The organism is Streptomyces sp. AK010, from assembly GCF_014207295.1.
GTDB classification, from domain to species: Bacteria; Actinomycetota; Actinomycetes; order Streptomycetales; family Streptomycetaceae; genus Streptomyces; species Streptomyces massasporeus.
This window is the reverse complement of sequence record NZ_JACHCX010000001.1, coordinates 263,727-290,371: the sequence shown is the minus strand read 5'-3', so window position 1 is coordinate 290,371 and position 26,645 is coordinate 263,727. Positions and strand designations below refer to the sequence as shown.

At 71.7% G+C, this 26,645-nt stretch carries 24 protein-coding genes and 2 pseudogenes; 17 read left to right on the top strand and 9 right to left on the bottom strand.

The window, feature by feature from the left end:
- The first annotated feature begins 74 nt into the window (after window positions 1-74).
- Window positions 75-1,799, top strand: a complete 1,725-nt coding sequence (locus HDC93_RS01370) for a BCCT family transporter (protein WP_185006316.1) — start codon at window positions 75-77, stop codon at window positions 1,797-1,799.
- A gap of 293 nt (window positions 1,800-2,092) precedes the next feature.
- On the opposite strand, the gene HDC93_RS01365 is transcribed toward HDC93_RS01370, so the two are convergent.
- Window positions 2,093-3,043, bottom strand: a complete 951-nt coding sequence (locus HDC93_RS01365) for an FAD-binding oxidoreductase (RefSeq protein ID WP_185006314.1) — start codon at window positions 3,041-3,043, stop codon at window positions 2,093-2,095.
- 66 nt (window positions 3,044-3,109) lie between these two features.
- Here HDC93_RS01365 and HDC93_RS01360 point away from each other — a divergent pair, with 66 nt between their 5' ends.
- On the top strand, window positions 3,110-4,132 hold the full coding sequence (locus HDC93_RS01360; RefSeq protein WP_185006312.1) for an oxidoreductase: 1,023 nt from the start codon (window positions 3,110-3,112) through the stop codon (window positions 4,130-4,132).
- Window positions 4,133-4,161: 29 nt separating this feature from the next.
- Window positions 4,162-5,802, top strand: coding sequence for an ABC-F family ATP-binding cassette domain-containing protein (locus HDC93_RS01355; protein ID WP_185006310.1), 1,641 nt, complete (start codon window positions 4,162-4,164; stop codon window positions 5,800-5,802).
- On the opposite strand, the gene HDC93_RS01350 is transcribed toward HDC93_RS01355, so the two are convergent.
- The 4 genes and pseudogenes from HDC93_RS01350 to HDC93_RS01340 all read right to left on the bottom strand — a co-directional run.
- Complete coding sequence (locus HDC93_RS01350; protein WP_185006308.1) at window positions 5,799-6,347, bottom strand: putative glycolipid-binding domain-containing protein; 549 nt, start codon at window positions 6,345-6,347, stop codon at window positions 5,799-5,801. The two genes, HDC93_RS01355 and HDC93_RS01350, sit on opposite strands and share 4 nt — an antisense overlap.
- Before the next feature lie 111 nt (window positions 6,348-6,458).
- A complete protein-coding gene (locus HDC93_RS01345) occupies window positions 6,459-8,858 on the bottom strand; it encodes a Tex family protein (RefSeq protein ID WP_185006307.1) in 2,400 nt (799 codons plus the stop codon).
- Window positions 8,859-8,957: 99 nt separating this feature from the next.
- Entirely contained in the window at window positions 8,958-9,089 is a 132-nt protein-coding gene (locus HDC93_RS37725) for an LPFR motif small protein (RefSeq protein ID WP_257027966.1), read from the bottom strand.
- Window positions 9,090-9,156: 67 nt separating this feature from the next.
- Window positions 9,157-9,578 (bottom strand): annotated as a pseudogene (locus tag HDC93_RS01340) (hypothetical protein); the annotation flags it as partial.
- Between the two features lie 14 nt (window positions 9,579-9,592).
- On the opposite strand from HDC93_RS01340, the pseudogene HDC93_RS01335 reads away from it, so the two are divergent.
- A pseudogene (locus tag HDC93_RS01335) lies at window positions 9,593-9,982 on the top strand (DJ-1/PfpI family protein); the annotation flags it as partial.
- Here the strand turns inward: HDC93_RS01335 and HDC93_RS01330 are convergent.
- On the bottom strand, window positions 9,969-10,724 hold the full coding sequence (locus HDC93_RS01330; RefSeq protein WP_185006305.1) for an enoyl-CoA hydratase/isomerase family protein: 756 nt from the start codon (window positions 10,722-10,724) through the stop codon (window positions 9,969-9,971). The pseudogene HDC93_RS01335 and the gene HDC93_RS01330 overlap by 14 nt on opposite strands.
- Before the next feature lie 218 nt (window positions 10,725-10,942).
- Between HDC93_RS01330 and HDC93_RS01325 the strand changes: the two genes are divergently transcribed.
- The gene (locus HDC93_RS01325; RefSeq protein WP_185006919.1) at window positions 10,943-11,449 is read left to right on the top strand and encodes an ATP-binding protein; all 507 of its coding nucleotides are present in this window, start codon (window positions 10,943-10,945) and stop codon (window positions 11,447-11,449) included.
- A 24-nt stretch (window positions 11,450-11,473) separates the two neighbouring features.
- Here HDC93_RS01325 and idi read toward each other — a convergent pair whose 3' ends face one another.
- From idi to galE, 3 genes are all read right to left on the bottom strand, one after another.
- A complete protein-coding gene (gene idi / locus HDC93_RS01320) occupies window positions 11,474-12,067 on the bottom strand; it encodes an isopentenyl-diphosphate Delta-isomerase (protein ID WP_142157065.1) in 594 nt (197 codons plus the stop codon).
- A gap of 293 nt (window positions 12,068-12,360) precedes the next feature.
- Complete coding sequence (locus HDC93_RS01315) at window positions 12,361-13,296, bottom strand: cation diffusion facilitator family transporter (RefSeq protein WP_185006303.1); 936 nt, start codon at window positions 13,294-13,296, stop codon at window positions 12,361-12,363.
- A 146-nt stretch (window positions 13,297-13,442) separates the two neighbouring features.
- Window positions 13,443-14,414: a UDP-glucose 4-epimerase GalE gene (gene galE, locus HDC93_RS01310; RefSeq protein WP_185006301.1), complete on the bottom strand. Its 972-nt coding sequence runs from the start codon at window positions 14,412-14,414 to the stop codon at window positions 13,443-13,445.
- A 279-nt stretch (window positions 14,415-14,693) separates the two neighbouring features.
- Here galE and HDC93_RS01305 point away from each other — a divergent pair, with 279 nt between their 5' ends.
- The 12 genes from HDC93_RS01305 (at window position 14,694) to HDC93_RS01255 (ending at window position 26,633) form a co-directional block, all read left to right on the top strand.
- The gene (locus HDC93_RS01305) at window positions 14,694-16,508 is read left to right on the top strand and encodes a DUF5941 domain-containing protein (protein ID WP_185006299.1); all 1,815 of its coding nucleotides are present in this window, start codon (window positions 14,694-14,696) and stop codon (window positions 16,506-16,508) included.
- On the top strand, window positions 16,505-17,257 hold the full coding sequence (locus tag HDC93_RS01300; protein WP_185006297.1) for a sugar phosphate nucleotidyltransferase: 753 nt from the start codon (window positions 16,505-16,507) through the stop codon (window positions 17,255-17,257). Before HDC93_RS01305 ends, HDC93_RS01300 begins: the two co-directional genes overlap by 4 nt.
- Complete coding sequence (locus tag HDC93_RS01295) at window positions 17,245-18,306, top strand: iron-containing alcohol dehydrogenase family protein (protein ID WP_185006295.1); 1,062 nt, start codon at window positions 17,245-17,247, stop codon at window positions 18,304-18,306. The genes HDC93_RS01300 and HDC93_RS01295 overlap by 13 nt, the downstream gene beginning before the upstream one ends.
- A complete protein-coding gene (locus tag HDC93_RS01290) occupies window positions 18,284-19,063 on the top strand; it encodes a CDP-alcohol phosphatidyltransferase family protein (protein WP_078885076.1) in 780 nt (259 codons plus the stop codon). Before HDC93_RS01295 ends, HDC93_RS01290 begins: the two co-directional genes overlap by 23 nt.
- 5 nt (window positions 19,064-19,068) lie before the next feature.
- Window positions 19,069-19,941 (top strand): glycosyltransferase family 2 protein, encoded by an 873-nt coding sequence (locus HDC93_RS01285; RefSeq protein ID WP_185006293.1) that lies wholly within the window; start codon window positions 19,069-19,071, stop codon window positions 19,939-19,941.
- 106 nt (window positions 19,942-20,047) lie between these two features.
- The gene (locus HDC93_RS01280; RefSeq protein WP_185006291.1) at window positions 20,048-20,977 is read left to right on the top strand and encodes an ABC transporter permease; all 930 of its coding nucleotides are present in this window, start codon (window positions 20,048-20,050) and stop codon (window positions 20,975-20,977) included.
- Complete coding sequence (locus tag HDC93_RS01275) at window positions 20,970-21,749, top strand: ABC transporter ATP-binding protein (protein ID WP_185006289.1); 780 nt, start codon at window positions 20,970-20,972, stop codon at window positions 21,747-21,749. The genes HDC93_RS01280 and HDC93_RS01275 overlap by 8 nt, the downstream gene beginning before the upstream one ends.
- Before the next feature lie 361 nt (window positions 21,750-22,110).
- Window positions 22,111-23,013, top strand: a complete 903-nt coding sequence (gene hpnC / locus HDC93_RS01270; protein ID WP_185006287.1) for a squalene synthase HpnC — start codon at window positions 22,111-22,113, stop codon at window positions 23,011-23,013.
- Window positions 23,010-23,960 (top strand): presqualene diphosphate synthase HpnD, encoded by a 951-nt coding sequence (hpnD, locus tag HDC93_RS01265; protein ID WP_185006285.1) that lies wholly within the window; start codon window positions 23,010-23,012, stop codon window positions 23,958-23,960. The genes hpnC and hpnD overlap by 4 nt, the downstream gene beginning before the upstream one ends.
- A complete protein-coding gene (locus HDC93_RS39565; protein WP_398983375.1) occupies window positions 23,957-24,091 on the top strand; it encodes a DUF6380 family protein in 135 nt (44 codons plus the stop codon). The genes hpnD and HDC93_RS39565 overlap by 4 nt, the downstream gene beginning before the upstream one ends.
- Window positions 24,088-25,500: a hydroxysqualene dehydroxylase HpnE gene (gene hpnE / locus HDC93_RS01260; protein WP_185006282.1), complete on the top strand. Its 1,413-nt coding sequence runs from the start codon at window positions 24,088-24,090 to the stop codon at window positions 25,498-25,500. Before HDC93_RS39565 ends, hpnE begins: the two co-directional genes overlap by 4 nt.
- Window positions 25,501-25,565: 65 nt before the next feature.
- The gene (locus HDC93_RS01255; RefSeq protein WP_185006280.1) at window positions 25,566-26,633 is read left to right on the top strand and encodes a polyprenyl synthetase family protein; all 1,068 of its coding nucleotides are present in this window, start codon (window positions 25,566-25,568) and stop codon (window positions 26,631-26,633) included.
- The last annotated feature ends 12 nt before the right edge of the window (window positions 26,634-26,645 follow it).

Genomic DNA, 26,645 nt, shown 5'->3' with positions numbered 1-26,645 from the left:
TTCCGCCAGACGTGGTAGCAGCGTTTACGGAGGACCTACATCCTCCTCCGCTGTCCCGATGAAAGGTTCCGCCTGTGACGCAAGAACGACCAAGCGCAAAGGACTCCCCGGAGGGAGCCGTGCTGCCGGGGTCGGAAGCGGGCCTGCCCGGTCAGGACCGGCCGCAGACCGACCGCGTCGTCTTCGGCGTCACGGCGGTCCTCACCCTCGCCTTCGTGGTGTGGGGCGCCACCGCGACCGACTCGCTCGAAAACGTCTCCACCACCATGCTCAGCGGGCTGATGCACAACGGCGGCTGGGCGTTCATGCTCGCGGCCTCCGGCTTCGTCGTCTTCGCCCTCTGGCTCGCCATCAGCCGCTACGGCCGTATCCACCTCGGTGCGGAGGGCGAGGAGCCCGAGTTCCGTACGGTGTCCTGGGTCGCGATGATGTTCAGCGCGGGCATGGGCATCGGCCTGATGTTCTACGGCGTGAGCGAGCCGCTCTCGCACTACGGCACGCCCCCGCCGGGCACCGACCCGGCCGACTCCGGCGAACGCATGGAGACGGCCATGGCCACCACCCTGTTCCACTGGACGCTCCACCCCTGGGCGATCTACGCGGTGGTCGGCCTCGCCATCGCCTACAGCACCTTCCGCAGGCGGCGCCGGCAAACCATCAGCGCGGTCTTCACGCCGCTCATCGGCAGGAGGAACGCCAACGGCGGCATCGGCCGGGCCATCGACGTCCTCGCGATCATCGCGACCGTCTTCGGCTCCGCCGCATCCCTGGGGCTCGGCGCACTCCAGATCGGCTCCGGTGTCCAGGAGCTGAAGTGGATGGACAAGGTGAGCACCGGGCTGCTCGTCACGATCATCGCGGTGCTGACCCTGGCCTTCGTCGCGTCCGCCATCTCCGGTGTGGAGAAGGGCATCCAGTGGCTGTCCAACACCAACATGGTGCTGGCGCTGATCCTCGCCCTGTTCGTGTTCGTGGCGGGCCCGACCATCATCGTCCTCGACCTGCTGCCCACCTCCGTCTTCGCCTACCTCGGTGACCTGCCCCAGCTGGCCGGCCGGACCGAGGCGAGCGGCGGCGAAGGCGTGGCCGACTGGCTGGGCAGCTGGACGGTCTTCTACTGGGCGTGGTGGATCTCCTGGACGCCGTTCGTCGGCATGTTCATCGCCCGCATCAGCCGGGGCCGCACCATCCGCCAGTTCGTCGGCGGTGTCATCCTCGTCCCCAGCACCGTCAGCCTGATCTGGTTCGCGATCTTCGGCGGCTCGGCCATGAGGATGCAGGAGGAGGGGCGGCTCGGCAAGGAGGCGACCCCGGAGGGGCAGCTCTTCGGCGTGCTCCAGCAGTTCCCCATCGCCACCGTCACGAGCCTGCTCGTCATGGTCCTCGTCGGCATCTTCTTCGTCTCGGGCGCCGACGCGGCCTCGATCGTCATGGGCACCCTGTCGCAGAAGGGCGCGCTCGAACCGGGCCGGTTCGTCGTGGTGTTCTGGGGCGTGGTCACCGGTGCGGTGGCCGCGATCATGCTGCTCGTCGGCAGCGGGCAGGGCGACGCCCTGACCGGTCTGCAGAACCTCACGATCCTCGCGGCGGCGCCGTTCGTCATCGTGATGATCTTCATGTGCGTCGCCCTCATGCGCGACCTGCGCCGTGACCCGGTGATCGTGCGCGAGCAGATGGGCTCCGAGGCCGTTGAGATGGCCGTGATGGAGGGCCACAAGAAGTACGACGGCGAGTTCGAGTTCCGTGTCGGCCCGGGCCGCGGCCCGGACGTGGAGGGAGACCCGATCGGCAAGCACTGATCCAACGCAGCGGGCGGCCCGGATTCCACGAATCCGGGCCGCCCGCGCGTCTTGCCGCCCGCGCGTCTTGCCGCCCGACTCGCGTCCTGGCCGCCGCCCTCGCGCTTCGGACGGCAGCTCGGGGCTCGGTCTGAGCCTGGCGATCAGTCTTCGCCCCGCGTGGAGTTGTGGGCATCGGTCCCGGGTGGCCGGGGTGGTGCGTCGATCGCGGACCGCATGTGGCTGGTCGCACAGTTCCCCCTGCCCCTGGCGGGGCGCGCCCGCGCCGTGCCCCTCACCCGGCGCCGTCCGCCTCAGCCCGAGACCAGCCGCGCGGCCTCCTCCGCGCACCCCCAGGCCACGGTGACGCCCGCGCCGCCGTGGCCGTAGTTGTGCACCAGCAGCCGTCCGTCCGGCAGGGCGTCGCGCTCCAGCCGGACCGACGGCCGGGTGGGCCGCAGCCCCACCCGGTGCCCCAGCACCCGGGCCCCGGCGATCTCCGGCCTGAGTGCCGCGCAGCGGCGGATGATCGCCTCGGCCGTCGCGGGGTCGGGCTCCAGCGACCACGCGTCCTCCTCGGAGGTACCGCCGAGGACGAGTCCGCCCGGCTGCGGGAACAGGTACGCGTGCTCACCGGCCGCGTCGGTGGTGACCAGCCAGGTGTCGATCCCGGGGTTCTCCACGACGACCAACTGGCCGCGCACGGGCCGTACGGAGGGGTCGGGCACGAGTTCCCGCGCGGCGAGCCCAGCGCAGTTGACCACGACCGGCGCGTCCACCTCAAAGAAGGAGGACACCGTGCGCGTCTCGATCACGCCGCCCGCGGCGACGAACCGCTCCCGCAGCCACGGCAGATGGGCCGGCATGTCGATGAGCGGCAGCCGTGCCCGGACGCCCGTACCCGCGTACTCGTCGGTCGTGGACGCCCGCAGCCCCGGCACCCGGCCCGCCAGCCACCCGTCGGCCTCGTCGAGGCCCGTCTCGCCCAGTACCCCTTCGACCATGCGTACGCCGGCCGGTTCGGCCCGTGCCACCAGGTCCTCGTACACCTCCAGGGACCGCAGCGCCCACGCGCGTGCCGCCGCGACCGGTTCGATCCGGTACGGCCACCACAACGCGCCCGCAACGGCGGAGGTGGTCGCCTCGACGGCGTCCCGCGTCCACACCCGCACCGACGCCCCCCGCTCCGCGAGGATCAGGGCGGTCGTCAGCCCGACCACCCCACCGCCGACCACCACGATCTCGCCACGCGACTCACTCGTCATGCCCGGACCGTAGCGGAATGTGTCATGCCGTGCTCACATCACGCGCAGTGTGGGGATACTCACCGTATGTGTGCCGAGTACGCGACCTTCGGCCTGGCTCCCGCGATGCGAGCCGGGGGAGTTCTCAACGACGGCGGTTACCAGATCCACCGGGACTTCGTTGACTTCGTCGTCGACGGACGCCCGTTGCTGTTCCAGCTCTCCGACCTCGACGCGGTCTCCCCACTCGCGTCCGACGTCCCGCCCGCGATCTTCACCGCGCAGGTCCGCAGCCTGCTCCTGGAGAGCCCGGCCCCGTTACCGGGCGACCGGTACGTCGTCTACGGCTGCCCCGAGTGCGAGGACCTGGCCTGCGGCGCCGTCACCGCCGTCATCCAGGGCGACGGCGAGGACGTCATCTGGCGGGACTTCGCCTGGCAGACCGACGACCACGCCGACCTGGAGCTCAACGGCTACCACGGCATCGGCCCGTTCCGCTTCCGCGGCGCCGAGTACCGCACGGCACTGAGCGCCCTGCTGAACGGCTCCGCCCCCGACCCACGGCGCCGCGTCCTGCTGATCGGCGCCCGCGTCGCCGTCCTCGCCAAGCTCGCCGCCGCCCTGCGCACCATCGGCGTCGGCGCCGACATCGCCCATGACGCCGACGGCGTACCCGCCGACGAACTCCGCGGCTACGGCGCCGTCGCCTTCGGCCACGCGGCCGGCGAGCGGGAACGTGCCGCCGTCCGCCGCGCCTTCGAGCGCGCCGGGGTCCCGGTCGCCCATGTCGACGGCCTCGCCCCGATCGTCCCGCTCCTCGTCGCCCAGATCGAACACGCCCTGGACCGCAGCCCGGCCGACCGGCGCCGCCTCACCGGCCTCACCGCCACCGACGCCGGCGCGGACGTCGAGGTAACCTCCGCCTGCCGCGTCACCCTCACCGCGTACCGCCTGGACCGGCTCTCCCGCACCCACACCCACGATATCTTCGACGGCGTCCTCGAAGCCGGCCGCCACCTCGTCGCCCTCGACACGAAGGCCGTCAGGGGCCGGTCGTTCGTCGTGGCGCGCACGTCCGGAAGCGTCCTGGTGACGGCCGTGAACCACTGAGCGGCCCGGCCGTTAGGATCGGCGCTCTGATGACTGCCACCCTCGTCGCCAAGAACCTCGCCGCCGGCCACGGCGACCGCTCCCTGTTCACCGGACTCGACCTCGTCGTCGCGCCCGGCGACGTGATCGGCCTCGTCGGGGCCAACGGCGCGGGCAAGTCCACCCTGCTCAGGATGCTCGTCGGACTCACCGCGCCCGAGCAGGGCGATCTGCGCCTGTCCCCGCCGACCGCCACCGTCGGCCACCTCCCGCAGGAGCCGGACCGCCGCCCCGGTGAGACCGTCCGGGAGTTCCTGGCCCGCCGCACCGGCGTCGCCGAGGCCCAGCGGACCATGGACGAGGCCACCCAGGCCCTGGTCGACGGGGCACCCGGCGCGGACGACGCCTACGCCACCAGCCTGGAGCGCTGGCTCGGCCTCGGCGGCGCCGACCTCGACGAACGCGCCGAGGAGGTCGCCGACGGCCTCGGCCTCGCCGTGGGCCTGGACCAGCCGATGACGTCCCTGTCCGGCGGCCAGGCGGCCCGCGCGGGTCTCGCCTCCCTGCTCCTGTCCCGCTACGACGTCTTCCTCCTCGACGAGCCGACCAACGACCTCGATCTGGACGGCCTGGAGCGCCTCGAACGCTACGTGAGCGGCCTGCGCGCCGGCACGGTGGTCGTCAGCCACGACCGCGAGTTCCTCACCCGCACCGTCACCAAGGTCCTCGAACTCGACCTGGCACAGCGGCAGATCAACCTCTTCGGCGGTGGCTACGCGGCCTATCTGGAGGAGCGGGAGGTCGCCCGCCGGCACGCCCGCGACGAGTTCGAGGAGTACGCCGACAAAAAGGGGGCCCTCCAGGACCGCGCGCAGATGCAGCGCTCCTGGATGGACAAGGGCGTGAAGAACGCGCGCCGCAAGGCGAGCAACGACAACGACAAGATCGGCCGCAAGTTCCGCAGCGAGGCCAGCGAGAAGCAGGCGGCGAAGGCCCGCCAGACCCAGCGCATGATCGAGCGTCTCGACGTCGTCGAGGAGCCCCGCAAGGAGTGGGAGCTGCGCATGGAGATCGCGTCGGCTCCGCGCTCGGGCGCCGTCGTCGCGACCCTGCGGGACGCCGAGGTACGCCGCGGCGGCTTCGTCCTCGGCCCGGTCTCCCTGCAGATCGACTGGGCGGACCGGGTGGCGGTGACCGGCGCGAACGGCGCCGGCAAGTCCACGCTGCTCGCCGCCCTCCTCGGTCGCGTCCCGCTGGACGCCGGGCACGCGGCGCTCGGCTCGGGCGTCCTGCTCGGCGAGGTGGACCAGGCCCGCAAGCTGTTCCACGGCGAGGAGTCCCTGCTCGACGCCTTCCGCGCGGCGGTCCCGGACACCGAACCGGTCGAGATCCGCACCCTCCTGGCCAAGTTCGGCCTCAAGACGGATCACGTCCTGCGTCCCGCGGCGAGCCTCTCCCCGGGCGAGCGCACCCGCGCCGCCCTCGCGCTGCTCCAGGGCCGGGGCGTCAACCTCCTGGTCCTCGACGAGCCGACCAATCACCTGGACCTGCCCGCCATCGAGCAGCTGGAGTCCGCCCTCGACGCCTACGAGGGCACCCTCCTGCTGGTCACCCACGACCGCCGCATGCTGGACGCCGTCCACGTGACGCGCCGCCTGGAGGTCGCGGACGGCAAGGTGACCGAGCGCTAACGGTCCGTCAGGCGCGTGGCGAGTAAGGGGTAGTCCACGACGTACCCCTCCTCGTCGAACTCCAGGTCGCTGCGGAAGTCACCGGAGGCGTAACGGACCCGCCCGGGCCCGAGATGCGTGTACGTCTGCAGCGACGGCCGTACCGCCAGGTCCGGCACCGACACCCAGGCCATCAGGAACTCCCGCTCGCCGGGAGTCCGGTGAAGCCGGTGCCGTAGCACGGGCATGGTGTTGGTGAGCGGGCAGAGCCCGAGGTCGCAGTCGAGAGCCCCGTCGACGTCCGGGAGCGGCTCACCGTTCGCGGTCCACCGGCCGTGGCCGTCATGGAGTAGATCGAGCGTGCGGCTGCCGTCGGCGGATTCGACGGTCACCCGGAGCCGGCGGGTCACGAAGCGGTCGGCTGTTTCGAGTGCGTACGTGACCCAGTAGGGCTCGGGATCGGTCCCGACAGCCTGTCCCCGCGCTCGCAGCATGCCGTCCCCGAGCTCGGGCCAGGCGGTCTCGAACCCCCCGCTTGCGAACACTTCCCAGGTGATGGCGGACATGCCCTCACTTTAGGTCTGAGAGGGAGCGAAGCTCATCTCTCAGGGGCGCGGGGAACCGCGCGACCAGCCACAACGGACCCGCAGCTCCCCACGATCACCCCGGCGGAGCCGTCAGCGCTTGCCGCCCTTGGGATCCGCCAGCCCCGCGCGGCGCAGCGCATCGGCCATCGCGCTGTTGGCGGGCGGAGGCGCCTGACGCGAACCGCCACCACGGCCGCCGCCACCACCACGCCCGCCCTGCCGCTGCTGCGGCGGACGCCCACCCCGCTGCCGACGCTCACCGGAGCCGCCGCCCTGGCCCTGCGAGGCCGCCGCCTCGTCCTCCAGACGCAGCGTCAGCGAGATCCGCTTGCGGGGGATGTCGACGTCGAGCACCTTCACCTTGACGATGTCGCCGGGCTTCACCACGTCCCGCGGGTCCTTCACGAACGTCTTGGACATCGCGGAGACGTGCACCAGACCGTCCTGGTGGACGCCGATGTCGATGAACGCCCCGAACGCGGCGACGTTCGTCACGACGCCCTCCAGGATCATCCCGGACGACAGGTCGGAGATCTTCTCCACGCCCTCCTTGAAGGCGGCCGTCCTGAAGGCCGGGCGCGGGTCGCGGCCGGGCTTCTCCAGCTCCTTCAGGATGTCGGTGACGGTGGGCAGACCGAACGTCTCGTCCACGAAGTCCTGTGGCTTCAGCGAGCGCAGCACCCCGGTGTTGCCGACGAGCGAGGCGACCTCCTGCCCGGCGGACTTCACCATGCGCCGGACCACCGGGTAGGCCTCGGGGTGCACGCTCGACGCGTCCAGCGGGTCGTCGCCGCCGCGGATCCGCAGGAAGCCCGCGCACTGCTCGTACGCCTTCGGGCCGAGCCGCGCCACCTTCTTCAGCTCACCGCGGGCCTTGAACGGCCCGTTCTGGTCCCGGTGCGCGACGATGTTCTCGGCGAGCCCGGAGGTGATGCCGGAGACCCGGGCGAGCAGCGGGGCCGACGCCGTGTTGACGTCCACCCCGACGCCGTTCACACAGTCCTCCACCACCGCGTCGAGCGAGCGCGACAGCTTCACCTCGGACAGGTCGTGCTGGTACTGGCCGACGCCGATGGACTTCGGGTCGATCTTCACCAGCTCGGCCAGCGGGTCCTGGAGCCGGCGGGCGATCGACACGGCGCCGCGCAGCGACACGTCCATGTCGGGCAGCTCCTGGGAGGCGAACGCGGACGCCGAGTACACGGACGCCCCGGCCTCGGACACCATCACCTTCGTGAGCTTCAACTCGGGGTGCTTGGTGATCAGTTCCCCGGCGAGCTTGTCGGTCTCGCGGGACGCCGTGCCGTTGCCGATGGCGACCAGCTCGACCGCGTGCTCCTTCGCGAGCCGGGCCAGCTTGGCGATGGCCTCGTCCCACCGGTTGGCCGGCACGTGCGGGTGGATGACGTCGGTGGCGACGACCTTGCCGGTGGCGTCGACCACGGCGACCTTCACACCCGTGCGGAAGCCGGGGTCCAGGCCGAGCGTCGCGCGCGTGCCCGCGGGGGCGGCCAGCAGCAGGTCGCGCAGGTTCGCGGCGAAGACCCGCACCGCCTCGTCCTCGGCGGCCGTGCGCAGCCGCAGCCGCAGGTCGATGCCGAGGTGGACGAGGATGCGGGTGCGCCACGCCCAGCGGACCGTGTCCTTCAGCCACTTGTCACCGGCGCGGCCCCGGTCGGCGATGCCGAACTTGTGGGCGACGATCCCCTCGTACGAGAAGGGGCCGTCCGTCTGCTCCTCGGGCTCCAGGACGAGGTCGAGGACCTCCTCCTTCTCGCCGCGCAGCATCGCGAGGACGCGGTGCGAGGGCAGGTCTGTGAACGGCTCGGCGAAGTCGAAGTAGTCGGAGAACTTCGCCCCCGCCTCCTCCTTGCCGTCCCGCACCTTGGCGGCCAGCCGCCCGCGCACCCACATGCGCTCGCGCAGCTCGCCGATCAGGTCGGCGTCCTCCGAGAACCGCTCGGTGAGGATCGCCCGGGCACCGTCCAGGGCGGCCTGCGGATCGGCGACACCCTTGTCGGCGTCGACGAACGCGGCGGCCGCGGCGAGGGGCTCGACCGACGGATCGCCGAGCAGCCCCTCCGCCAGCGGCTCGAGTCCGGCCTCACGGGCGATCTGCGCCTTGGTGCGCCGCTTGGGCTTGTACGGGAGGTAGATGTCCTCCAGGCGCGCCTTCGTCTCGGCGCCCCGGATGCTCGCCTCCAGCTCCTCGGTGAGCTTGCCCTGCTCGCGCACCGAGTCCAGGATCGCCGCCCGCCGCTCCTCCAGCTCCCGCAGGTAGCGCAGCCGCTCCTCGACGGTGCGCAGCTGCGCGTCGTCGAGCATCTCCGTCGCTTCCTTGCGGTAGCGGGCGATGAAGGGCACCGTAGAACCGCCGTCGAGCAGTTCCACGGCGGCCCTGACCTGCCGCTCCCGTACGCCGAGCTCCTCGGCGATCCTGCTTTCGATGGACACTGCGTTGATGGACCCGATGGACCCGGGTGTCGTCACGATCCCGTACCGCCTTCTCCGCTGAGGTTGCGCGGCAATTGTGGCAGGTGGCACCGACACTCGGGGATCAGGGCGACTTCCGGCAGGTCGGGATCCGGATCAGGCCCTGCGGCCGCGGGTGGAGGACGAGGCCCCGCCGAACAGCCGGGCCAGGGCCCGGAAAGGAAGCGTCACGACGGTGGCGATGGCGCCGCCGATCTGGCGAAGCACGTCTGCGATAGCACGGAACACGAAATTCCCCTTTCTCCACTCCCGGCCGCGACGGCCGGTGGAGAGCGGGTACCTCAGAGACGCGTCACTATGCGTCACCCTTGCCGATCAAATCGGCCGGGTACGCTCCCGCCCCCAGCGCGGCGTGCGCGAGCACCCCGCCCAGCTCGGTCAGCCGGGCCACTCCCTCCGGGCCCGGGTGCTCGTACGGGGCGCGGTCCAGGCGGTCCGTCTCGTCCTCGATATCCGGCGCAGGGCGACGCCCCGCTCGGTGAGGTCGCCGGAGGCGTCCAGCAGCCCGCGTTCCCGCAGCCGCTCCGTCGCCGCGTCCCAGTCCTCGCGGCTCCAGCCCCGGGTGGCGCACACCCACCTCGGGGTCATGTTCTTGCCCGTCGCCGTGTGGGTCACCATCGCCTCCAGGCCGTCGAGACCCGCGGACATCAGGGCGGCCAGGTGCCCCTCGCCCCGGTGCTCGCGCAGCAGGGTGGCCGCGTGCCCGTAGGCGAGGTGCGACGGACGGGCCCCTGCTCACCTGGCTGCGCACCGCCGACGCCACCAGCACCTGGACCACGTCCGTGTGCACCGGCTCCCTGCTGCTCGCCGCCGCCGGACTCCTGCGGGGCCGCCGCGCGACCTCCCACTGGCCGGCCCTGGAGGAGCTGAAGCGCCACGGCGTCGAGCCGACGGGGGATCGGGTCGTCACCGACGGCACGTACGTCACCGCGGCCGGCGTCTCCTCCGGCATCGACATGGGACTCGCCCTGCTCGGCCGGATCGCGGGCGACGACCACGCGCAGCTCGTCCAGCTCGGCGCCGAGTACCCGCAGCCGCCCCACGACGCCGGTTCACCCGAGAAGGCCCCCGCGCACCTCGTCGAACTCTTCCGCGAGCACTCCGGCGTCATCCTGACGTAGGCACGCTCCAGCCGAACCGCGGCTGCCGGCGCTCCAGGAACGCGGCGACACCCTCCGCGGTGTCGCCGCTCCCGCGCGCCTGCCCGGCCCAGTGCGCGTCCCGCTCCGTGCGCCCGTCCGCGAACTCCTTGGCCGCCGCCTGCGTCAGCTGCGAACGCGACACCAGCACCCGGGTGAACTCCGTGACCCGCCTGCCGAGTTCACCCTCCCGCAGCACCTCGTCCACCAGCCCGGTGCGCAACGCCCGCTGCGCGTCGATCAATTCCCCGGAGAACAGCAGGTACTTGGCGGTGGCCGGCCCCACCAGGGACACCAGCCGCCGGGTCGAGGACGCCGGGTACACGATGCCGAGCTTCGCGGGCGTCACACCGAACAGCGTGCCCTCCTCGGCGAACCGCAGATCGCAGGCCGCCGCCAGCTGCGCACCGCCGCCCACGCAGTGCCCCCGGATCGCGGCCAGCGTCGGCTTCGGGAACGCGGCCAGCGCCTCCTCGGCCCGCGCGGCCAGCCCCTGCGCCTCCTCCGGCGAGCCCCGCAGCGTCGAGATGTCGGCCCCCGCGCAGAACGTCCGGCCCTCACCGGTCAGCACCAGCGCCCGCACATCCGGGTCCCCGGCGAGATCCTCCAGCAGTGGGGGCAGGGAGCCCCACATCGCGGCCGTCATGGCGTTGCGCTTCTCGGGATGACGTATGACGACCGTCGCGACCGAGTCGGTCACGCGGTGCTCCAGCTGCGGCTCCATGCGCCGGATGCTATCCGCATGCCAAACCCGTACAACCCGAATAGTTCGCCGAGACGGCACAACAGGGGCAGGAGCAGTCCCACAACTGACCGTGTCATACGCCAACGGTCAGAAGTGCTCGATAGTTGCTGACTTCTGTTCAGTCCCGGGGTGCGAGGCGCATCGTTACCAACACTCGAGGTGTGGCGACAATCGAGCGCGAGGGTGGCGACCGGACGATGGACGACGACGGGCGTGGGTTCGGTCCGCGCCCAGAGGGCGGCGCGGCGCCCCTCGGACCCGGGCCCGCGGATCCGCTGCCGTACGAAGGGGTCTGGAGGTTCACCGCACCAGCGGTCGAGGCCTCGGTCCCCCAGGCGCGGCACGCCGTACGGGACCTGCTGCTGCGTCAGGGGGTGCCGGTCTCGGACGACCTGGCCCAGGGACTGCTGCTGATCGTCTCGGAGCTGGTGACGAACGCCGTGAAGCACGCGGCGGTGCTGTCGCCGACGGTCGCCGTCGAGCTGGCCGTCGGCGCCGAGTGGCTCCGGGTGTCCGTGGAGGACAACCATCCGTACCGGCCCACCGCCCTGGAGACCGACCACGGCCGGACCGGCGGGCGCGGACTGCTCCTGGTGCGCGAGATCACCCGGGAGGCGGGCGGTCTGTGCGAGGTGGAGTACACCGCGAGCGGCGGCAAGGTGATCTGGGCCGCCCTGCCGCTCAAGCCCGCACGCTTCGCCTGACCCCCCGTCCCGCCGGCGCCGGGATCACCAGCCGGCGGACGGGCCCGTCAGCTCCCTGATCGCCGGCCGGGCCGCGTCCAGGACGGTCATGAACCAGGCCGAGAAGGTGTCCTTGGCGTGCCGCTCCGCCAGCTCCGGCGGGGTCACGAACACCGTCGACGCGACCTCCTCCGGGTCCGGCCGCACCACGGCCTGCACCATGCCGACGAAGAGGTGGTTGTACTCCTGCTCCACCAGACCGGACTCCGGGTCCGGGTGGTTGTAGCGGACCGTGCCCGCCTCGGCCAGCAGGGACGGGGAGGCGCCGAGCTCCTCGAACGTGCGCCGTGCCGCCGCCGCGAAGGGCGCCTCACCGGGGTAGGGGTGGCCGCAGCAGGTGTTGGACCACACACCGGGGGAGTGGTACTTGCCCAGCGCGCGCTGCTGGAGCAGCAGCCGGCCGTACTCGTCGAAGAGGAACACGGAGAACGCGCGGTGCAGCTGTCCGGGCGGCTGGTGGGCGGCGAGCTTCTCCGCGGTGCCGATCGTCACGCCGTCCTCGTCGACCAGTTCCAGCAAAATCGCGTCTGCGGTGCCGTTCGACGGGTTGTGCGTCGCGGTGGCAGGTGTGATCGGCATACCCATCCTTCACATCGGTCTTCGCGCCCCAAGTCTGCCGTACGAATCCGGCACTCCCGGCACTTCGCGGCACGCCCGCATGTCCCGCGCGGTGACGCGGACCGCGGCCGGCTCCGGTCCGACACCGGAAAAGGGACCCGGTAGATGATCGTGCCCGGCCAGGCAGGCGGAAAATCGTCCCCACCGGAGCTGTGGGGGTCAGGACGCGGGCGTACGGCGGAGGGTTGCGTTCCCCAGCGCACGCTCAGTGGCGTGCGCCCCACCTGTCTCACGTGCCCCGGAAGCCACCCACGTCAGTGGCAGAGCCGCGCCTCGTGCTCCGCGTGCCCGACCGGTTCCAGCTGGAAAGTGCAGTGCTCCACGTCGAAGTGGTCGCCGAGACAGCCCTGGAGCTCGTGGAGCATCTTCTCGTGGCCTATCGCGTTCAGGGCCTCCGAGCTGACGACCACGTGCGCCGACAGCACGGGCATGCCGGAGGTGATCGTCCAGGCGTGCAGGTCGTGGACGTCCTCCACGCCGTCCGTCGCGAGGATGTGCGAGCGCACCTCCGCCATGTCGACGCCCTGGGGAGCGGCCTCCAGCAGCACCGACAGCGTCTCGCGCAGCAGCTTCCACGTCCGGGGCGCGATCATCAGCGCGATCACGAGCGAGGCGATCGGGTCGGCGGCCTGCCAACCCGTGAGCATGATCACCACGGACGAGACGATCACCGTGACCGAACCGAGGGCATCCGCCGCGACCTCCAGGAACGCGCCGCGCACGTTCAGGCTCTCCTTCTGCCCGCGCATCAGCAGTGACAGCGACACCAGGTTCGCGACCAGGCCGATCACGCCGAACAGCAGAGCCAGCCGGCCCTCGGTCTCCGCGGGCGTGATGAAGCGCTGGACCGACTCGTAGACGACGTACCCGCCGGCCCCGACCAGCAGCAGGCAGTTGGCCAGGGCGGCGAGGATCTCGGCCCGGGCGTAGCCGAACGTGGCCCGCTCGCTGGGCGGGCGGTTCGCGAAGTGGATCGCGAGCAGCGCCATACCGAGGCCCAGGGCGTCCGTCGCCATGTGCGCCGAGTCCGCGACGAGCGCGAGCGAGTCGGCGAGGGTGCCACCGACGATCTGCACGACCACGATGCCGAGCGTGATCGCGAGGGCCGCCCGCAGCCTGCCGCGGTACGCCGAGGTCGCCGTACCGCCGGCCGCGCCGTGCGCGTGCCCGTGATCGTGCCCAGCCCCCATGAGAAGTCAGCCTCCTGTGTCCGCGTGATCGTGCCCGGGCACCCCAGTGAACTACGGGGAGGGGGTATGCGCAACGCGGCACTGAACACCGTTGTCATGTGCCCTGACCTGCGGAAACGATGCGCAGGTCAGGGCGGTTCGGCGGGTCAGGAGCCGTGGTGCAGCAGCCAGCCGCGCCAGGCCGACTCGGTCATCTCGCGCACCCCGCACCGGGCCGTCCAGCCGAGCTCGTCGGCCGCCCGGGCGGCCGACGCCACCGCCCGCGGGGCGTCGCCCGGGCGGCGCTCCTCGACGAGCGGGGGCCGGCGGTCGCCCGTGACCTCGCCGATGACCGTGATGAGCTCGCGGACCGAGACACCCTCGCCGCGGCCGATGTTGACCGTCAGGTCGCCCGTGAGTCCGCCGCCGGCCAGTCGCCGGGCCGCCGCCAGATGCGCCTCGGCCAGGTCGGCGACGTGAATGTAGTCACGGACACACGTGCCGTCCGGGGTCGGGTAGTCGTCGCCGAAGATCCGGGGCGCCTCGTCGCGCGTCAGCCGGTCGAAGACCATCGGGACGATGTTGAAGACACCGGTGTCCGCGAGCTCCGGCGCGGCGGCGCCCGCCACGTTGAAATAGCGCAGACATACGGTGGAGATCCCGTGCGCCTTTCCCGCCGCCCGCACCAGCCACTCCCCGGCGAGCTTGGTCTCGCCGTAGGGATTCACCGGCGCGCAGGGCGTGTCCTCCGTGATGAGGTCCACACCCGGGTCGCCGTACACGGCCGCCGACGAGGAGAACACGAAGCGCTCGATCCCGGCCGCGGCGACCGCGTCCAGCAGGGTCACCAGACCGCCGACGTTCTCCCGGTAGTAGCGCGTGGGCTGCGCTACGGACTCGGCGACCTGCTTGCGCGCCGCGAGGTGCACCACACCCGTCACGCCGTGCTCGGCGAAGACCCGCTTCAGCAACTCCCCGTCCAGCGAGGAACCCCGCACGAGCGGGACCTGTGCCGGGAGCCGCGCGGGCACCCCGGCCGACAGGTCGTCCAGGGCGAGGACGCGTTCCCCGGCCTCGGTCATGGCCCTGGCCACATGTGCTCCGATATAGCCGGCACCGCCGGTGATCAGCCACGTCATGGTCGCCCACCCTATGCGGACACCGTGGCTGCCTGCGCAATGTCCCCGATGTCCGCATAGGAGGGGCACGGTTTGTGGGGCGGCCCCCGGATCCACGATGATGATCGCGGCAAGGGCTTGTGCGAACCACGTCGATCCATCCGCCGAACGGGCGGTGAACGTGGCCCTCCCGGCATCCGATAGCCTCTGCCGACATGCCACCCGGGAGCCACCGGAGAAGGCGCCCCCACCATGCACATCACCGGCGCGGACGCGTCGGTACCCAGGGAGTGAATTCGGTTGTCGACCGCCATCCTCACCGGCCAGCCGGTCCCCGGATCGTCGATCGAGGCCGACCTGCGATCCCTCGGGTTCGACCTCCGGACCGCGGCCGACGCCGCCGAGGCCGAGACCCTCCTCGCCGAGGTGCCGGGCGACGAGCGGGTCGCCCTGGTCGACGCCCGCTTCGTGGGGCATGTGCACGCGCTGCGCCTCGGCCTCACCGACCCCCGCTTCCCGCTCGCCGGGATCCCCGGTGCCGTCACGGCCCAGCCCGCCGGGCGCCAGGCCCTGACCCGGGCGATGGCCCGCGAGAACTCCGCGGGCGGCGGCACCACCCTGGTCGGCAGCCTCGCCGACCGCATCCTCACCGCCCTCGACGCCGACGGCACCGGCGTGCACCGCCCCGAGCTGGGCAGCCTGGTCGCCGCCGTGCCCGCCGACCCGCAGGCCCGCAACGAGGCACGTCAGTCGGTGGCGGACGTCGACGACGAGGCCGTCCGCCTGAAGTCGGCCGTGAAGGCCCGCGACGGCTTCTTCACCACGTACTGCATCAGCCCCTACTCCCGCTACATCGCCCGCTGGTGCGCCCGCCGCGGCCTGACCCCGAACCAGGTCACCACCGCCTCGCTGATCACCGCCCTCATAGCGGCGGCCTGCGCGGCCACCGGCACCCGCGGCGGCTTCGTCGCGGCCGGCGCCCTGCTGATCGCGTCCTTCGTGCTCGACTGCACCGACGGCCAGCTCGCCCGCTACTCCCTGCAGTACTCCACGCTCGGCGCCTGGCTGGACGCCACCTTCGACCGGGCCAAGGAGTACGCCTACTACGCGGGCCTCGCCCTCGGAGCGGCCCGCGGCGGGGACGACGTATGGGCCCTCGCCCTCGGCGCCATGGTCCTGCAGACCTGCCGGCACGTCGTGGACTTCTCCTTCAACGAGGCCAACCACGACGCCACCGCCAACACCAGTCCCACCGCCGCCCTCTCCGACAAGCTCGACAGCGTCGGCTGGACGGTCTGGGTGCGGCGGATGATCGTCCTGCCCATCGGCGAGCGCTGGGCGATGATCGCCGTGCTCACGGCGGTCACCACCCCCCGCATCACCTTCTACGCGCTGCTCATCGGCTGCGCCTTCGCCGCGACGTACACCACGGCCGGCCGGGTGCTGCGCTCCCTGACCCGCAAGGCCAGGCGGACCGACCGGGCGGCCGGGGCCCTGGCCGACCTCGCCGACAGCGGCCCGCTCGCGCAGGGTTTCGCGGAGGCGCTCAAGAAGCCCGCCCGCAGACTGCCGGGCTTCACCGCCCCCGTCATCGCCCTGCTCGGTGCTCTGGCCGTCGTCCTCACCGCGGCGCTGACGGACTTCGGCGGCCCCTGGCCGGTCGTCGCGGCCCTCGGCTACGCCCTGACCTCGGGCCTCGCGATCGCCCGCCCCCTCAAGGGCGCCCTCGACTGGCTGGTCCCCCCGATCTTCCGCGCCGCCGAGTACGGCACCGTCCTGGTCCTGGCGGCCAAGGCGGACCTGAACGGGGCCCTCCCCGCGGCCTTCGGGCTGGTGGCCGCGGTCGCCTACCATCACTACGACACCGTCTACCGCATCCGCGGCGACGCCGGAGCGCCCCCGGCCTGGCTGATGCGCTCCATCGGAGGGCACGAAGGACGGACGCTGCTCGTCACCGTCCTCGTCGCGCTGCTCACCGCCTCGCAGTTCAAGGTCGCGCTCACGGCACTGGCCGTGGCTGTGGCTCTCGTGGTGCTCGTCGAGAGCATCCGCTTCTGGGTCGGCGCCCACCAGGGCGGCGCACCCGCCGTACACGATGAAGGAGAAACCGCATGATCGGCCTCGTGCTCGCGGCCGGCGCCGGACGGCGTCTGCGCCCCTACACCGACACCCTGCCCAAGGCACTGGTGCCGGTGGGCCCCGCGGGCATAGAAGGCGAACCCACGGTCCTCGACCTGACCCTCGGCAACTTCGCCGAGATCGGTCTCACCGAGGTCGCGGTCATCGTCGGCTACCGCAAGGAGGCCGTGTACGCGCGCAAGGAGGCCCTGGAGCAGAAGTACGGCCTCAAGCTCACCCTCATCGACAACGACAAGGCCGAGGAGTGGAACAACGCCTACTCCCTGTGGTGCGGGCGTGACGCCCTCAAGGACGGGGTGATCCTCGCCAACGGCGACACCGTCCACCCGGTCTCCGTCGAGAAGACGCTGCTCGCCGCCCGCGGCGACGGCAAGAAGATCATCCTCGCCCTCGACACGGTCAAGGACCTCGCGGACGAGGAGATGAAGGTCGTCGTCGACCCCGGGAAGGGCATGACGAAGATCACCAAGCTGATGGACCCCGCCGAGGCCACCGGTGAGTACATCGGCGTCACGCTGATCGAGGGCGACGCCGCCCCCGAGCTCGCCGACGCCCTCAAGGCCGTGTGGGAGACCGACCCGCAGCAGTTCTACGAGCACGGCTACCAGGAGCTGGTGGGCCGCGGCTTCCGCATCGACGTGGCGCCGATCGGCGACGTCAAGTGGGTGGAGATCGACAACCACGACGATCTCGCCCGCGGACGGGAGATCGCGTGCCAGTACTGACCCGTCTCATCCCCTCGCCGCTCGTCGTCGACATCCGCCCGGGTGCCCTCGACGACCTGGCATGCGTCCTCGCCGACGAGCGCATCTCGCACTCCGGCCGTCTCGCCGTCGCCGTCAGCGGCGGCTCGGGCGCCAGGCTGCGCGAGCGCATCTCGCCGAGCATGCCCGGCGCCACCTGGTACGAGGTCGGCGGCGGCACCCTCGACGACGCGGTCCGGCTGGCCGGCGACATGAAGGCCGGCCACTTCGACGCGGTCGTCGGCCTCGGCGGCGGCAAGATCATCGACTGCGCCAAGTTCGCCGCGGCACGCGTCGGCCTGCCCCTGGTCGCCGTGCCGACGAACCTCGCGCACGACGGCCTGTGCTCGCCGGTCGCCACCCTCGACAACGACGCGGGCCGCGGCTCCTACGGCGTGCCGAACCCGATCGCGGTCGTCATCGACCTGGACGTCATCCGCGATGCCCCCGTGCGTTTCGTGCGTGCGGGCATCGGTGACGCGATCTCCAACATCAACGCGATCGCCGACTGGGAGCTGGCCAACCGCGTCAAGGGCGAGAAGATCGACGGACTCGCCGCCGCCATGGCCCGCCAGGCCGGCGAGGCGGTGCTCCGGCACCCGGCAGGAGTCGGCGACAACGGCTTCCTCCAGGTACTCGCCGAGGCGCTCGTCCTCACCGGCGTCGCGATGTCGATCTCGGGTGACTCGCGGCCGGCCTCGGGGTCCTGCCACGAGATCAACCACGCCTTCGACCTGCTGTTCCCCAAGCGCGCCGCTTCCCACGGCGAGCAGTGCGGTCTCGGCGCGGCCTTCGCGATGTGGTTGCGCGGCGCCCACGAGGAGTCCGCGTACATGGCCGAGGTCCTGCGCCGGCACGGCCTGCCCGTGCTGCCGGACGAGATCGGCTTCACCACGGACGAGTTCGTCAAGGCCGTCGAGTTCGCTCCGGAGACCCGCCCCGGCCGCTACACCATCCTCGAACACCTCGACCTGAACACCGAACAGATCAAGGACATCTACGCCGACTATGTCAAGGCCATCGGTAGCTGAACTCCGCCCCGTCGTTCACCCCCCGGGGGTGAAGGACCGGCGCAGCGGTGAGCACTGGATGGGACGCCTCTACATGCGTGAGGTGTCCCTGCGGGTCGACCGTTACCTGGTCAACACCAGGGTCACGCCCAACCAGCTCACGTACCTGATGACCGTCTTCGGTGTGCTCGCGGCCCCGGCACTGCTCGTGCCGGGGATCGCGGGCGCCGTGCTGGGCGTGGTGTGCGTCCAGATGTACCTGCTGCTGGACTGCGTCGACGGCGAGATCGCGCGCTGGAAGAAGCAGTACTCCCTCAACGGCGTCTACCTGGACCGGGTCGGCGCCTACCTCACCGACGCCGCGGTGCTCACCGGCTTCGGCCTGCGCGCCGCCGACGTGTGGGGCAGCGGGCGCATCGACTGGCTGTGGGCCTTCCTCGGCACCCTGGCCGCCCTCGGCGCCATCCTGATCAAGGCGGAGACCGACCTCGTCGGCGTCGCCCGGCACCAGGCCGGCAAGCCCCCGGTCAAGGAGGCCGCCGCCGAGATGCGCTCCTCCGGCATGGCGCTGGCCCGCAAGGCCGCCGCCGCGCTGAACTTCCACCGCCTCATCCTCGGCATCGAGGCGTCCCTGCTGATCCTCGCGCTGGCGATCGTCGACCAGGTCCGCGGCGACCTGTTCTTCTCCCGGCTCGGCGTCGCCGTGCTCGCCGGCATCGCGCTGGTACAGACCCTGCTGCACCTCGTGTCCATCCTCGCCTCCAGCAGGCTGAAGTGAGCGGCATGAAGGTCGGCGCCGTCATCATCACCATGGGCAACCGGCCCGAGGAACTGCGCGCCCTGCTCGACTCCGTCGCCAAGCAGGACGGCGACCGCGTCGAGGTGGTCGTCGTCGGCAACGGCTCGCCCGTCCCGGACGTCCCCGAGGGCGTCCGCACCATCGAGCTGCCCGAGAACCTCGGCATCCCCGGCGGCCGCAACGTCGGCATCGAGGCCTTCGGCCCCGCGGGCCGGGACGTCGACGTCCTGCTCTTCCTGGACGACGACGGACTGCTCGCGGGCCACGACACCGCCGAGCTGTGCCGCAAGGCGTTCGAGGCCGACCCGAAGCTCGGCATCGTGAGTTTCCGCATAGCCGACCCGAAGACCGGTCTCACCCAGCGCCGCCACGTCCCCCGGCTGCGTGCCGCCGACCCGATGCGCTCCTCGCGCGTGACGACCTTCCTCGGCGGCGCCAACGCCGTCCGCACCCGCGTCTTCGCCGACGTCGGCGGACTCCCGGACGAGTTCTTCTACGCCCACGAGGAGACCGACCTGGCATGGCGGGCCCTCGACGCGGGCTGGATGATCGACTACCGCTCGGACATGGTGCTCTACCACCCGACGACCGCTCCCTCGCGGCACGCGGTCTACCACCGCATGGTCGCCCGCAACCGCGTCTGGCTGGCCCGCCGCAACCTCCCCGCGCCGCTCGTCCCCGTCTACCTCGGCGTGTGGCTGCTGCTCACTCTGGTGCGCCGCCCCTCCCGCAGTGCGCTGCGGGCCTGGTTCGGCGGATTCCGTGAGGGCTGGACCACCTCGTGCGGCCCCCGCCGGCCCATGAAGTGGCGTACGGTGTGGCGGCTGACCCGGCTGGGCCGTCCCCCCGTCATCTGACAAGCTCGTATCCGGGAAAACCCGGGAGCCCCCGGGCCGTACCCTGGCCCCGGCTCCTGCCGGACCCGGCACAGGCCGAGCATCTCGAAGACGAAAGTTTCCACTAGTGAGTGAGACAACGCACGACGCCACGGTCGCGATGAGCGCGCCCGCGGCGCCCGACGAGGGCCTCACGGCGAGGGAACTCGCCGCCAAGCACGGGCTCACCGTGAGCGGCGCCCGGCCGACCCTCATCGAGTACGTCCGTCAGCTCTGGGACCGGCGGCACTTCATCCTCGCCTTCTCCCGGGCGAAGCTGACCGCCCAGTACAGCCAGGCCAAGCTCGGCCAGCTGTGGCAGGTGGCCACGCCGCTGCTCAACGCGGCCGTGTACTTCTTCATCTTCGGCCTGCTCCTGGAGGCCGACCGGGGCCTGCCCCGCGAGGTGTACATCCCGTTCCTGGTCACGGGCGTGTTCGTGTTCACCTTCACGCAGAGCTCGGTGATGGCCGGCGTGCGCGCGATCTCCGGGAACCTCGGCCTGGTCCGGGCCCTGCACTTCCCGCGCGCCTCGCTGCCGATCTCCTTCGCGCTGCAGCAGCTCCAGCAGCTGCTGTTCTCGATGATCGTGCTGTTCGCCGTCGCGGTGGGCTTCGGCCACTACCCGGATCTGTCCTGGCTGCTGATCGTGCCGGTGCTGGTCCTGCAGTTCTGCTTCAACACCGGCCTCGCGCTGATCATGGCCCGGGCGGGCGCCAAGACCCCCGACCTCGCGCAGCTGATGCCGTTCGTGATGCGGACGTGGATGTACGCGTCCGGGGTGATGTTCTCCATCCCGATCTTCCTGGAGGGCAAGCCCCAGTGGATCGCGAACGTCCTGCAGTGGAACCCCGCAGCGATCTACATGGACCTGATGCGCTTCGCCCTCATCGACGAGTACGACTCGGCGTACATGCCCGACCACGTCTGGGCGGCCGCGGGCGGCTGGGCCGTGCTGTTCGCCATCGGCGGCTTCGTGTACTTCTGGAAGGCGGAGGAGAGGTACGGCCGTGGCTGAGCAGCAACAGGACGCACGCATTCCCACCGTCGTCGCGGACGACCTCCACATCGTCTACCGCGTCAACGGCGCCAAGACCGGCAAGGGCAGCGCCACCGCCGCCCTCAGCCGCATCATCAAGCGCGGGGAGGAGCGGGGGGTGCGCAAGGTGCACGCCGTGCGCGGCGTCTCCTTCGTGGCGTACCGCGGTGAGGCCATCGGCCTGATCGGCTCCAACGGCTCCGGCAAGTCGACCCTGCTGCGGGCCATCGCCGGCCTGCTCCCCGCCGAGCAGGGCAAGGTCTACACCGACGGCCAGCCGTCGCTGCTCGGTGTCAACGCGGCCCTGATGAACGACCTCACCGGCGAACGGAACGTCATATTGGGCGGGCTCGCCATGGGCATGTCCCGCGAGGAGATCAAGGAGCGCTACCAGGACATCGTCGACTTCTCCGGCATCAACGAGAAGGGCGACTTCATCACCTTGCCCATGCGCACGTACTCCTCCGGCATGGCGGCCCGGCTCCGCTTCTCCATCGCCGCGGCCAAGGACCACGACGTCCTGATGATCGACGAGGCGCTGGCGACGGGCGACCGCAAGTTCCAGAAGCGCTCCGAGGACCGCATCCGCGAGCTGCGCAAGGAAGCCGGCACGGTGTTCCTGGTCAGCCACAACAACAAGTCCATCCGCGACACCTGCGACCGCGTCCTGTGGCTGGAGCGCGGCGAGCTTCGCATGGACGGCCCCACCGACGAGGTCCTCAAGGAGTACGAGAAGTTCACCGGCAAGTAGTCCGGATTCGGCCAGGGCCCCGACGGAACTGCTCCGGCGGGGCCCGGCGTCTGCAAAGGAAACGTCAACTCCGGCCCGTCTCAGGAATCTTGGGGCCAATCGGTGTGTTCTCGTGATGTGTCGGAACACCCTGACGAACCGTGTCGCGTTGTACAACGTAAGCTGTACCGGTCCCGAAACACGGCAATCAGGGCAATAATGCGCGACACCGCCCGTCGGGCCGTCGTGCGGACGGCTGGGCGGCGTGTCCGAAATAGTGTGTATTGGGTCGGCAGTGTAGAACGGGAGATGTGACGGCGATGGCTACGGAAACTCCCCAGCTCCACGCAGCACGTGCCGTCCCCGCGCCGGGCAGCCCACGGTGACGGGAACCGGCACGGCACGCCCCCTCGACGCGGAGCGCGGCACGCTCGACAAGGCCGCCGGCGAGAACTTCCCGGTGGCCCCCTTCTTCCTGCCCCGGGCCTGGCGCACCGACCTCATGGCCGTCTACGGCTTCGCCCGCCTGGTCGACGACATCGGTGACGGCGACCTGGCCCCCGGCGGCGCCGACGCCCGCCTGCTCGGTGTGTCCCCGCGGGAGGCCGAGGACCGCCTGGTCCTGCTGGACGCCTTCGAGGCCGACCTGCGCCGCGTCTTCGACGCGACCCCGCGCCATCCCCTGCTGCGCCGCCTCCAGCCGACCGTGCGCCGCTGCGCGCTGACCCCCGAGCCGTTCCTCGGCCTGATCGCCGCCAACCGCCAGGACCAGCTGGTCGGCCGCTACGAGACCTACGACGACCTGCTCGCCTACTGCGAGCTCTCCGCCAACCCCGTCGGCCGCCTCGTCCTCGCCGTCACCGGTACCTCGACGCCCGAGCGGATCCGCCGCTCCGACATGATCTGCACGGCCCTCCAGATCGTCGAGCACCTCCAGGACGTCGCCGAGGACCTCGGCCGCGACCGCGTCTATCTGCCCGCGGCCGACATGAAACGCTTCCACGTCCAGGCAGCGGATCTCGCCACGAAATCCGCCGGAGCGTCGGTCCGTGCGCTGATTGCGTACGAAGCGCAAAGGGCCCGGGATCTCCTGAATGAAGGCGCCCCCCTGGTGGGTAGCGTCCACGGCAGGCTGAAACTGCTGCTCGCGGGGTTCGTGGCGGGGGGAAGGGCGGCCGTGCACGCGATCGCCGCCGCCGAGTACGACGTACTTCCCGGCCCGCCCAAGCCCGGCAAGCTCCGGTTGCTGCGTGAGGTGGGCGTGACTCTGCGAGGAGAGGGGTGATCCGGACCGTGGAGTCGGAACCACACGCGTCCCCACCGGTACTCGCCGCCTACAGCTACTGCGAGGCCGTCACCGGGAGGCAGGCCCGTAACTTCGCCTACGGCATCCGCCTGCTGCCGACGCCACAGCGCCGCGCGATGTCGGCGCTGTACGCGTTCTCGCGGCGGGTCGACGACATCGGGGACGGCGCGCTCGCCGACGACGTCAAGACGGCCAGGCTGGAGGAGACCCGGGCGCTGCTCACCCGGATCCGCGAGGACGAGGTCGGCGAGGACGACACCGACCCGGTGGCCGTCGCCCTCTCGCACGCGGCCGGGCACTTCCCGATCCCGCTCGGAGGTCTGGACGAGCTCATCGACGGCGTCCTGATGGACGTCCGCGGCGAGACCTACGAGACCTGGGACGACCTGAAGGTCTACTGCCGTTGCGTGGCGGGCGCCATCGGGCGTCTCTCGCTCGGCGTGTTCGGCACGGAACCGGGGGCGCGTGGCGTGGACCGCGCGCCGGAGTATGCCGACACGCTCGGGCTCGCCCTCCAGCTCACCAACATCCTCAGAGACGTCCGCGAGGACGCCGTGGGCGGGCGGACCTATCTGCCCGCCGACGACCTCGCCAAGTTCGGCTGCTCGGCAGGCTTCAGCGGGCCGCGGCCGCCGGAGGGCTCCGACTTCGCGGGCCTCGTGCACTTCGAAGTGCGACGGGCCCGCGCTCTGTTCGCCGAGGGCTACCGGCTGCTCCCCATGCTCGACCGGCGCAGCGGCGCCTGTGTCGCCGCCATGGCCGGCATCTACCGCCGCCTCCTCGACCGCATCGAACGCGACCCGGAGGCCGTGCTGCGCGGCCGGGTCTCCCTGCCCGGGCGGGAGAAGGCCTACGTCGCCGTGCGCGGTCTGTCCGGTCTCGACGCCCGGCACGTGACCCGGCGGACCGTCAGGAGGCGTGCGTGAGGGACACAGGTGCCGCCGTCGGCGGAAAGCGGCGGGCAACCCTCCGGCGCGGGGCCGCGTCCCTGACAAAGACGGCCGGTCGTACACCGTTCGAGCAGCACGCCTCGGCCATGGAGGAGGGCGCGCGATGACCCACGGCACTCGGCCCGGAAGGCCGGCCGCACAGGCGGGGCACGCCGTCGTGGTGGGCGGCGGGCTCGCCGGTGTCACCACCGCGCTCGCGCTGGCCGACGCCGGAGTGCGCGTCACCCTGCTGGAGGGCAGGCCGCGGCTCGGCGGTCTGGCCTTCTCCTTCCAGCGCGGCGATCTCACCGTCGACAACGGCCAGCACGTCTACCTGCGCTGCTGCACCGCCTACCGCTGGTTCCTCGACCGCATCGAGGGCACGGCGCTGGCCCCGCTGCAGGACCGGCTCGACGTACCCGTCCTGGACCTCGCCCGGCCCGAGGGGCGCCGCCTCGGCAGGCTCCGCAGGGACGCCCTGCCCGTGCCGCTGCACCTCGGGCGCAGCCTCGCCTCCTATCCGCACCTGTCGCTCGCCGACCGCGCCCGAGTGGGCCGGGCCGCACTCGCGCTCAAGGGACTCGACCTCGCCGACCCGGCGCTGGACACCCAGGACTTCGGCAGCTGGCTCGCCGCGCACGGCCAGTCGCCGCGCGCCGTCGAGGCCCTGTGGGACCTGGTCGGGATCGCCACCCTCAACGCGGTCGCCTCCGACGCCTCCCTGGCGCTCGCCGCGATGGTGTTCAAGACCGGCCTGCTGTCCGACCCGGGCGCGGCCGACATCGGCTGGGCCCGGGTCCCGCTGGGCGACCTGCACGACCGGCTGGCCCGCAAGGCCCTCGACTCCGCGGGTGTCCGCACCGAGCTCCGCACCCGCGTCACCTCCCTCTCCGCGAACGCGGACGGGCGGTGGACCGTCCAGGTCCCCGGCGAGACGCTGGAGGCCGACGCGATGGTCCTCGCCGTACCGCAGCGCGAGGCGCACGACCTGCTGCCGGCCGGCGCCCTCGACGCGCCCGAACGGCTGCTGGAGATCGACACCGCGCCGATCCTCAACGTCCATGTGGTGTACGACCGCAAGGTCCTGGGCCGCCCGTTCTTCGCCGCCCTGGGCAGCCCCGTGCAGTGGGTCTTCGACCGGACCGACGCGTCCGGGCTGCGCGAGGGCCAGTACCTCGCCCTGTCGCAGTCGGTCGCCCAGGACGAGATCGACGAGCCCGTTGCCGTGCTGCGCGAGCGGTACCTGCCCGAGCTGGAGCGGCTGCTGCCCCTGGCCCGCGGCGCCGACGTGAGGGACTTCTTCGTCACCCGGGAGCGCACCGCCACGTTCGCTCCCACCCCCGGCGTCGGGCGCCTCAGGCCCCACGCCCGCACCAAGGCATCCGGCCTCTACCTGGCCGGAGCGTGGACCGCCACCGGGTGGCCCGCGACCATGGAGAGTGCGGTCCGCAGTGGTGTGAGCGCGGCGGACGCCGTGCTGGGCGCCCTGGGCCGGCCCCGTCCGCAAGCCCTCTTCGAGTTCGAGGAGGCGGCATGATGCCGGCCCAGGCCGGCGCGGCAGGCGGCCCCCGCACCCCCGGTACCGCAACAAGAGGAGAGACTGTGCCCACTGTGCCCCCGGCCTCGAAGACTGCCGAGGCGGTGGACGTGACCGCGCTGCTGGAGCGCGGCCGGACCCTGGCCACTCCGGTACTGCGGGCGGCCATCGACCGCCTGGCACCTCCCATGGACACTGTTGCCGCCTACCACTTCGGCTGGATCGACGCCCAGGGCAGGCCCGCGGAGGGGGACGGCGGCAAGGCCGTGCGCCCCGCCCTCGCGGTGCTGTCCGCCGAGGTCATGTCGGCCGCCCCCGAGACCGGCATCCCCGGCGCCGTCGCCGTGGAGCTCGTCCACAACTTCTCCCTCCTCCACGACGACCTCATGGACGGCGACGAGCAGCGCCGTCACCGTGACACGGTCTGGAAGGTGCACGGCCCCGCCCAGGCCATCCTGGTCGGTGACGCCCTGTTCGCCCTCGCCAACGAGGTGCTCCTCGAACTCGGCACCGTCGAGGCCGGCCGCGCCACCCGCCGCCTGACCACCGCCAGCCGTGCCCTGATCGACGGTCAGGCCCAGGACATCTCCTACGAGCACCGCGACCGCGTCAGCGTCGAGGAGTGCCTGGAGATGGAGGGCAACAAGACCGGCGCCCTGCTCGCCTGCGCCAGCTCCATCGGCGCGGTCCTCGGCGGCGCCGACGACCACACCGCCGACACCCTCGAGAAGTACGGCTACCACCTGGGCCTCGCCTTCCAGGCCGTCGACGACCTGCTCGGCATCTGGGGCGACCCGGTCTCCACCGGCAAGCAGACCTGGAGCGACCTGCGCCAGCGCAAGAAGTCCCTGCCGGTCGTGGCCGCCCTCGCGGCGGGTGGCCCGGCCTCCGAGCGGCTCGGCGAGCTTCTCGCCGCCGACGCCAAGGCCAGCGACTTCGAGAACTTCTCCGAGGAGGAGTTCGCGGCCCGCGCCGCCCTCATCGAAGAGGCCGGCGGTCGCGAGTGGACCGCCGACGAGGCACGCCGCCAGCACACCATCGCCATCGAAGCCCTCGACGCCGTCGACATGCCCGACCGGGTGCGGGACCAGTTCACGGCCCTCGCGGACTTCGTCGTCGTACGGAAGAGATGATCACTATCGGCC

Bases quoted from the DNA above. Each gene is read 5' to 3' on its own strand.
- HDC93_RS01365 (WP_185006314.1), bottom strand. From the start codon at position 3,043: ATGACGAGTGAGTCGCGTGGCGAGATCGTGGTGGTCGGCGGTGGGGTG.
- HDC93_RS01360 (WP_185006312.1), top strand. From the start codon at position 3,110: ATGTGTGCCGAGTACGCGACCTTCGGCCTGGCTCCCGCGATGCGAGCC.
- HDC93_RS01355 (WP_185006310.1), top strand. From the start codon at position 4,162: ATGACTGCCACCCTCGTCGCCAAGAACCTCGCCGCCGGCCACGGCGAC.
- HDC93_RS01350 (WP_185006308.1), bottom strand. From the start codon at position 6,347: ATGTCCGCCATCACCTGGGAAGTGTTCGCAAGCGGGGGGTTCGAGACC.
- HDC93_RS01330 (WP_185006305.1), bottom strand. From the start codon at position 10,724: ATGGAGCCGCAGCTGGAGCACCGCGTGACCGACTCGGTCGCGACGGTC.
- HDC93_RS01325 (WP_185006919.1), top strand. From the start codon at position 10,943: ATGGACGACGACGGGCGTGGGTTCGGTCCGCGCCCAGAGGGCGGCGCG.
- idi (WP_142157065.1), bottom strand. From the start codon at position 12,067: ATGCCGATCACACCTGCCACCGCGACGCACAACCCGTCGAACGGCACC.
- HDC93_RS01315 (WP_185006303.1), bottom strand. From the start codon at position 13,296: ATGGGGGCTGGGCACGATCACGGGCACGCGCACGGCGCGGCCGGCGGT.
- galE (WP_185006301.1), bottom strand. From the start codon at position 14,414: ATGACGTGGCTGATCACCGGCGGTGCCGGCTATATCGGAGCACATGTG.
- HDC93_RS01300 (WP_185006297.1), top strand. From the start codon at position 16,505: ATGATCGGCCTCGTGCTCGCGGCCGGCGCCGGACGGCGTCTGCGCCCC.
- HDC93_RS01290 (WP_078885076.1), top strand. From the start codon at position 18,284: ATGTCAAGGCCATCGGTAGCTGAACTCCGCCCCGTCGTTCACCCCCCG.
- HDC93_RS01285 (WP_185006293.1), top strand. From the start codon at position 19,069: ATGAAGGTCGGCGCCGTCATCATCACCATGGGCAACCGGCCCGAGGAA.
- hpnE (WP_185006282.1), top strand. From the start codon at position 24,088: ATGACCCACGGCACTCGGCCCGGAAGGCCGGCCGCACAGGCGGGGCAC.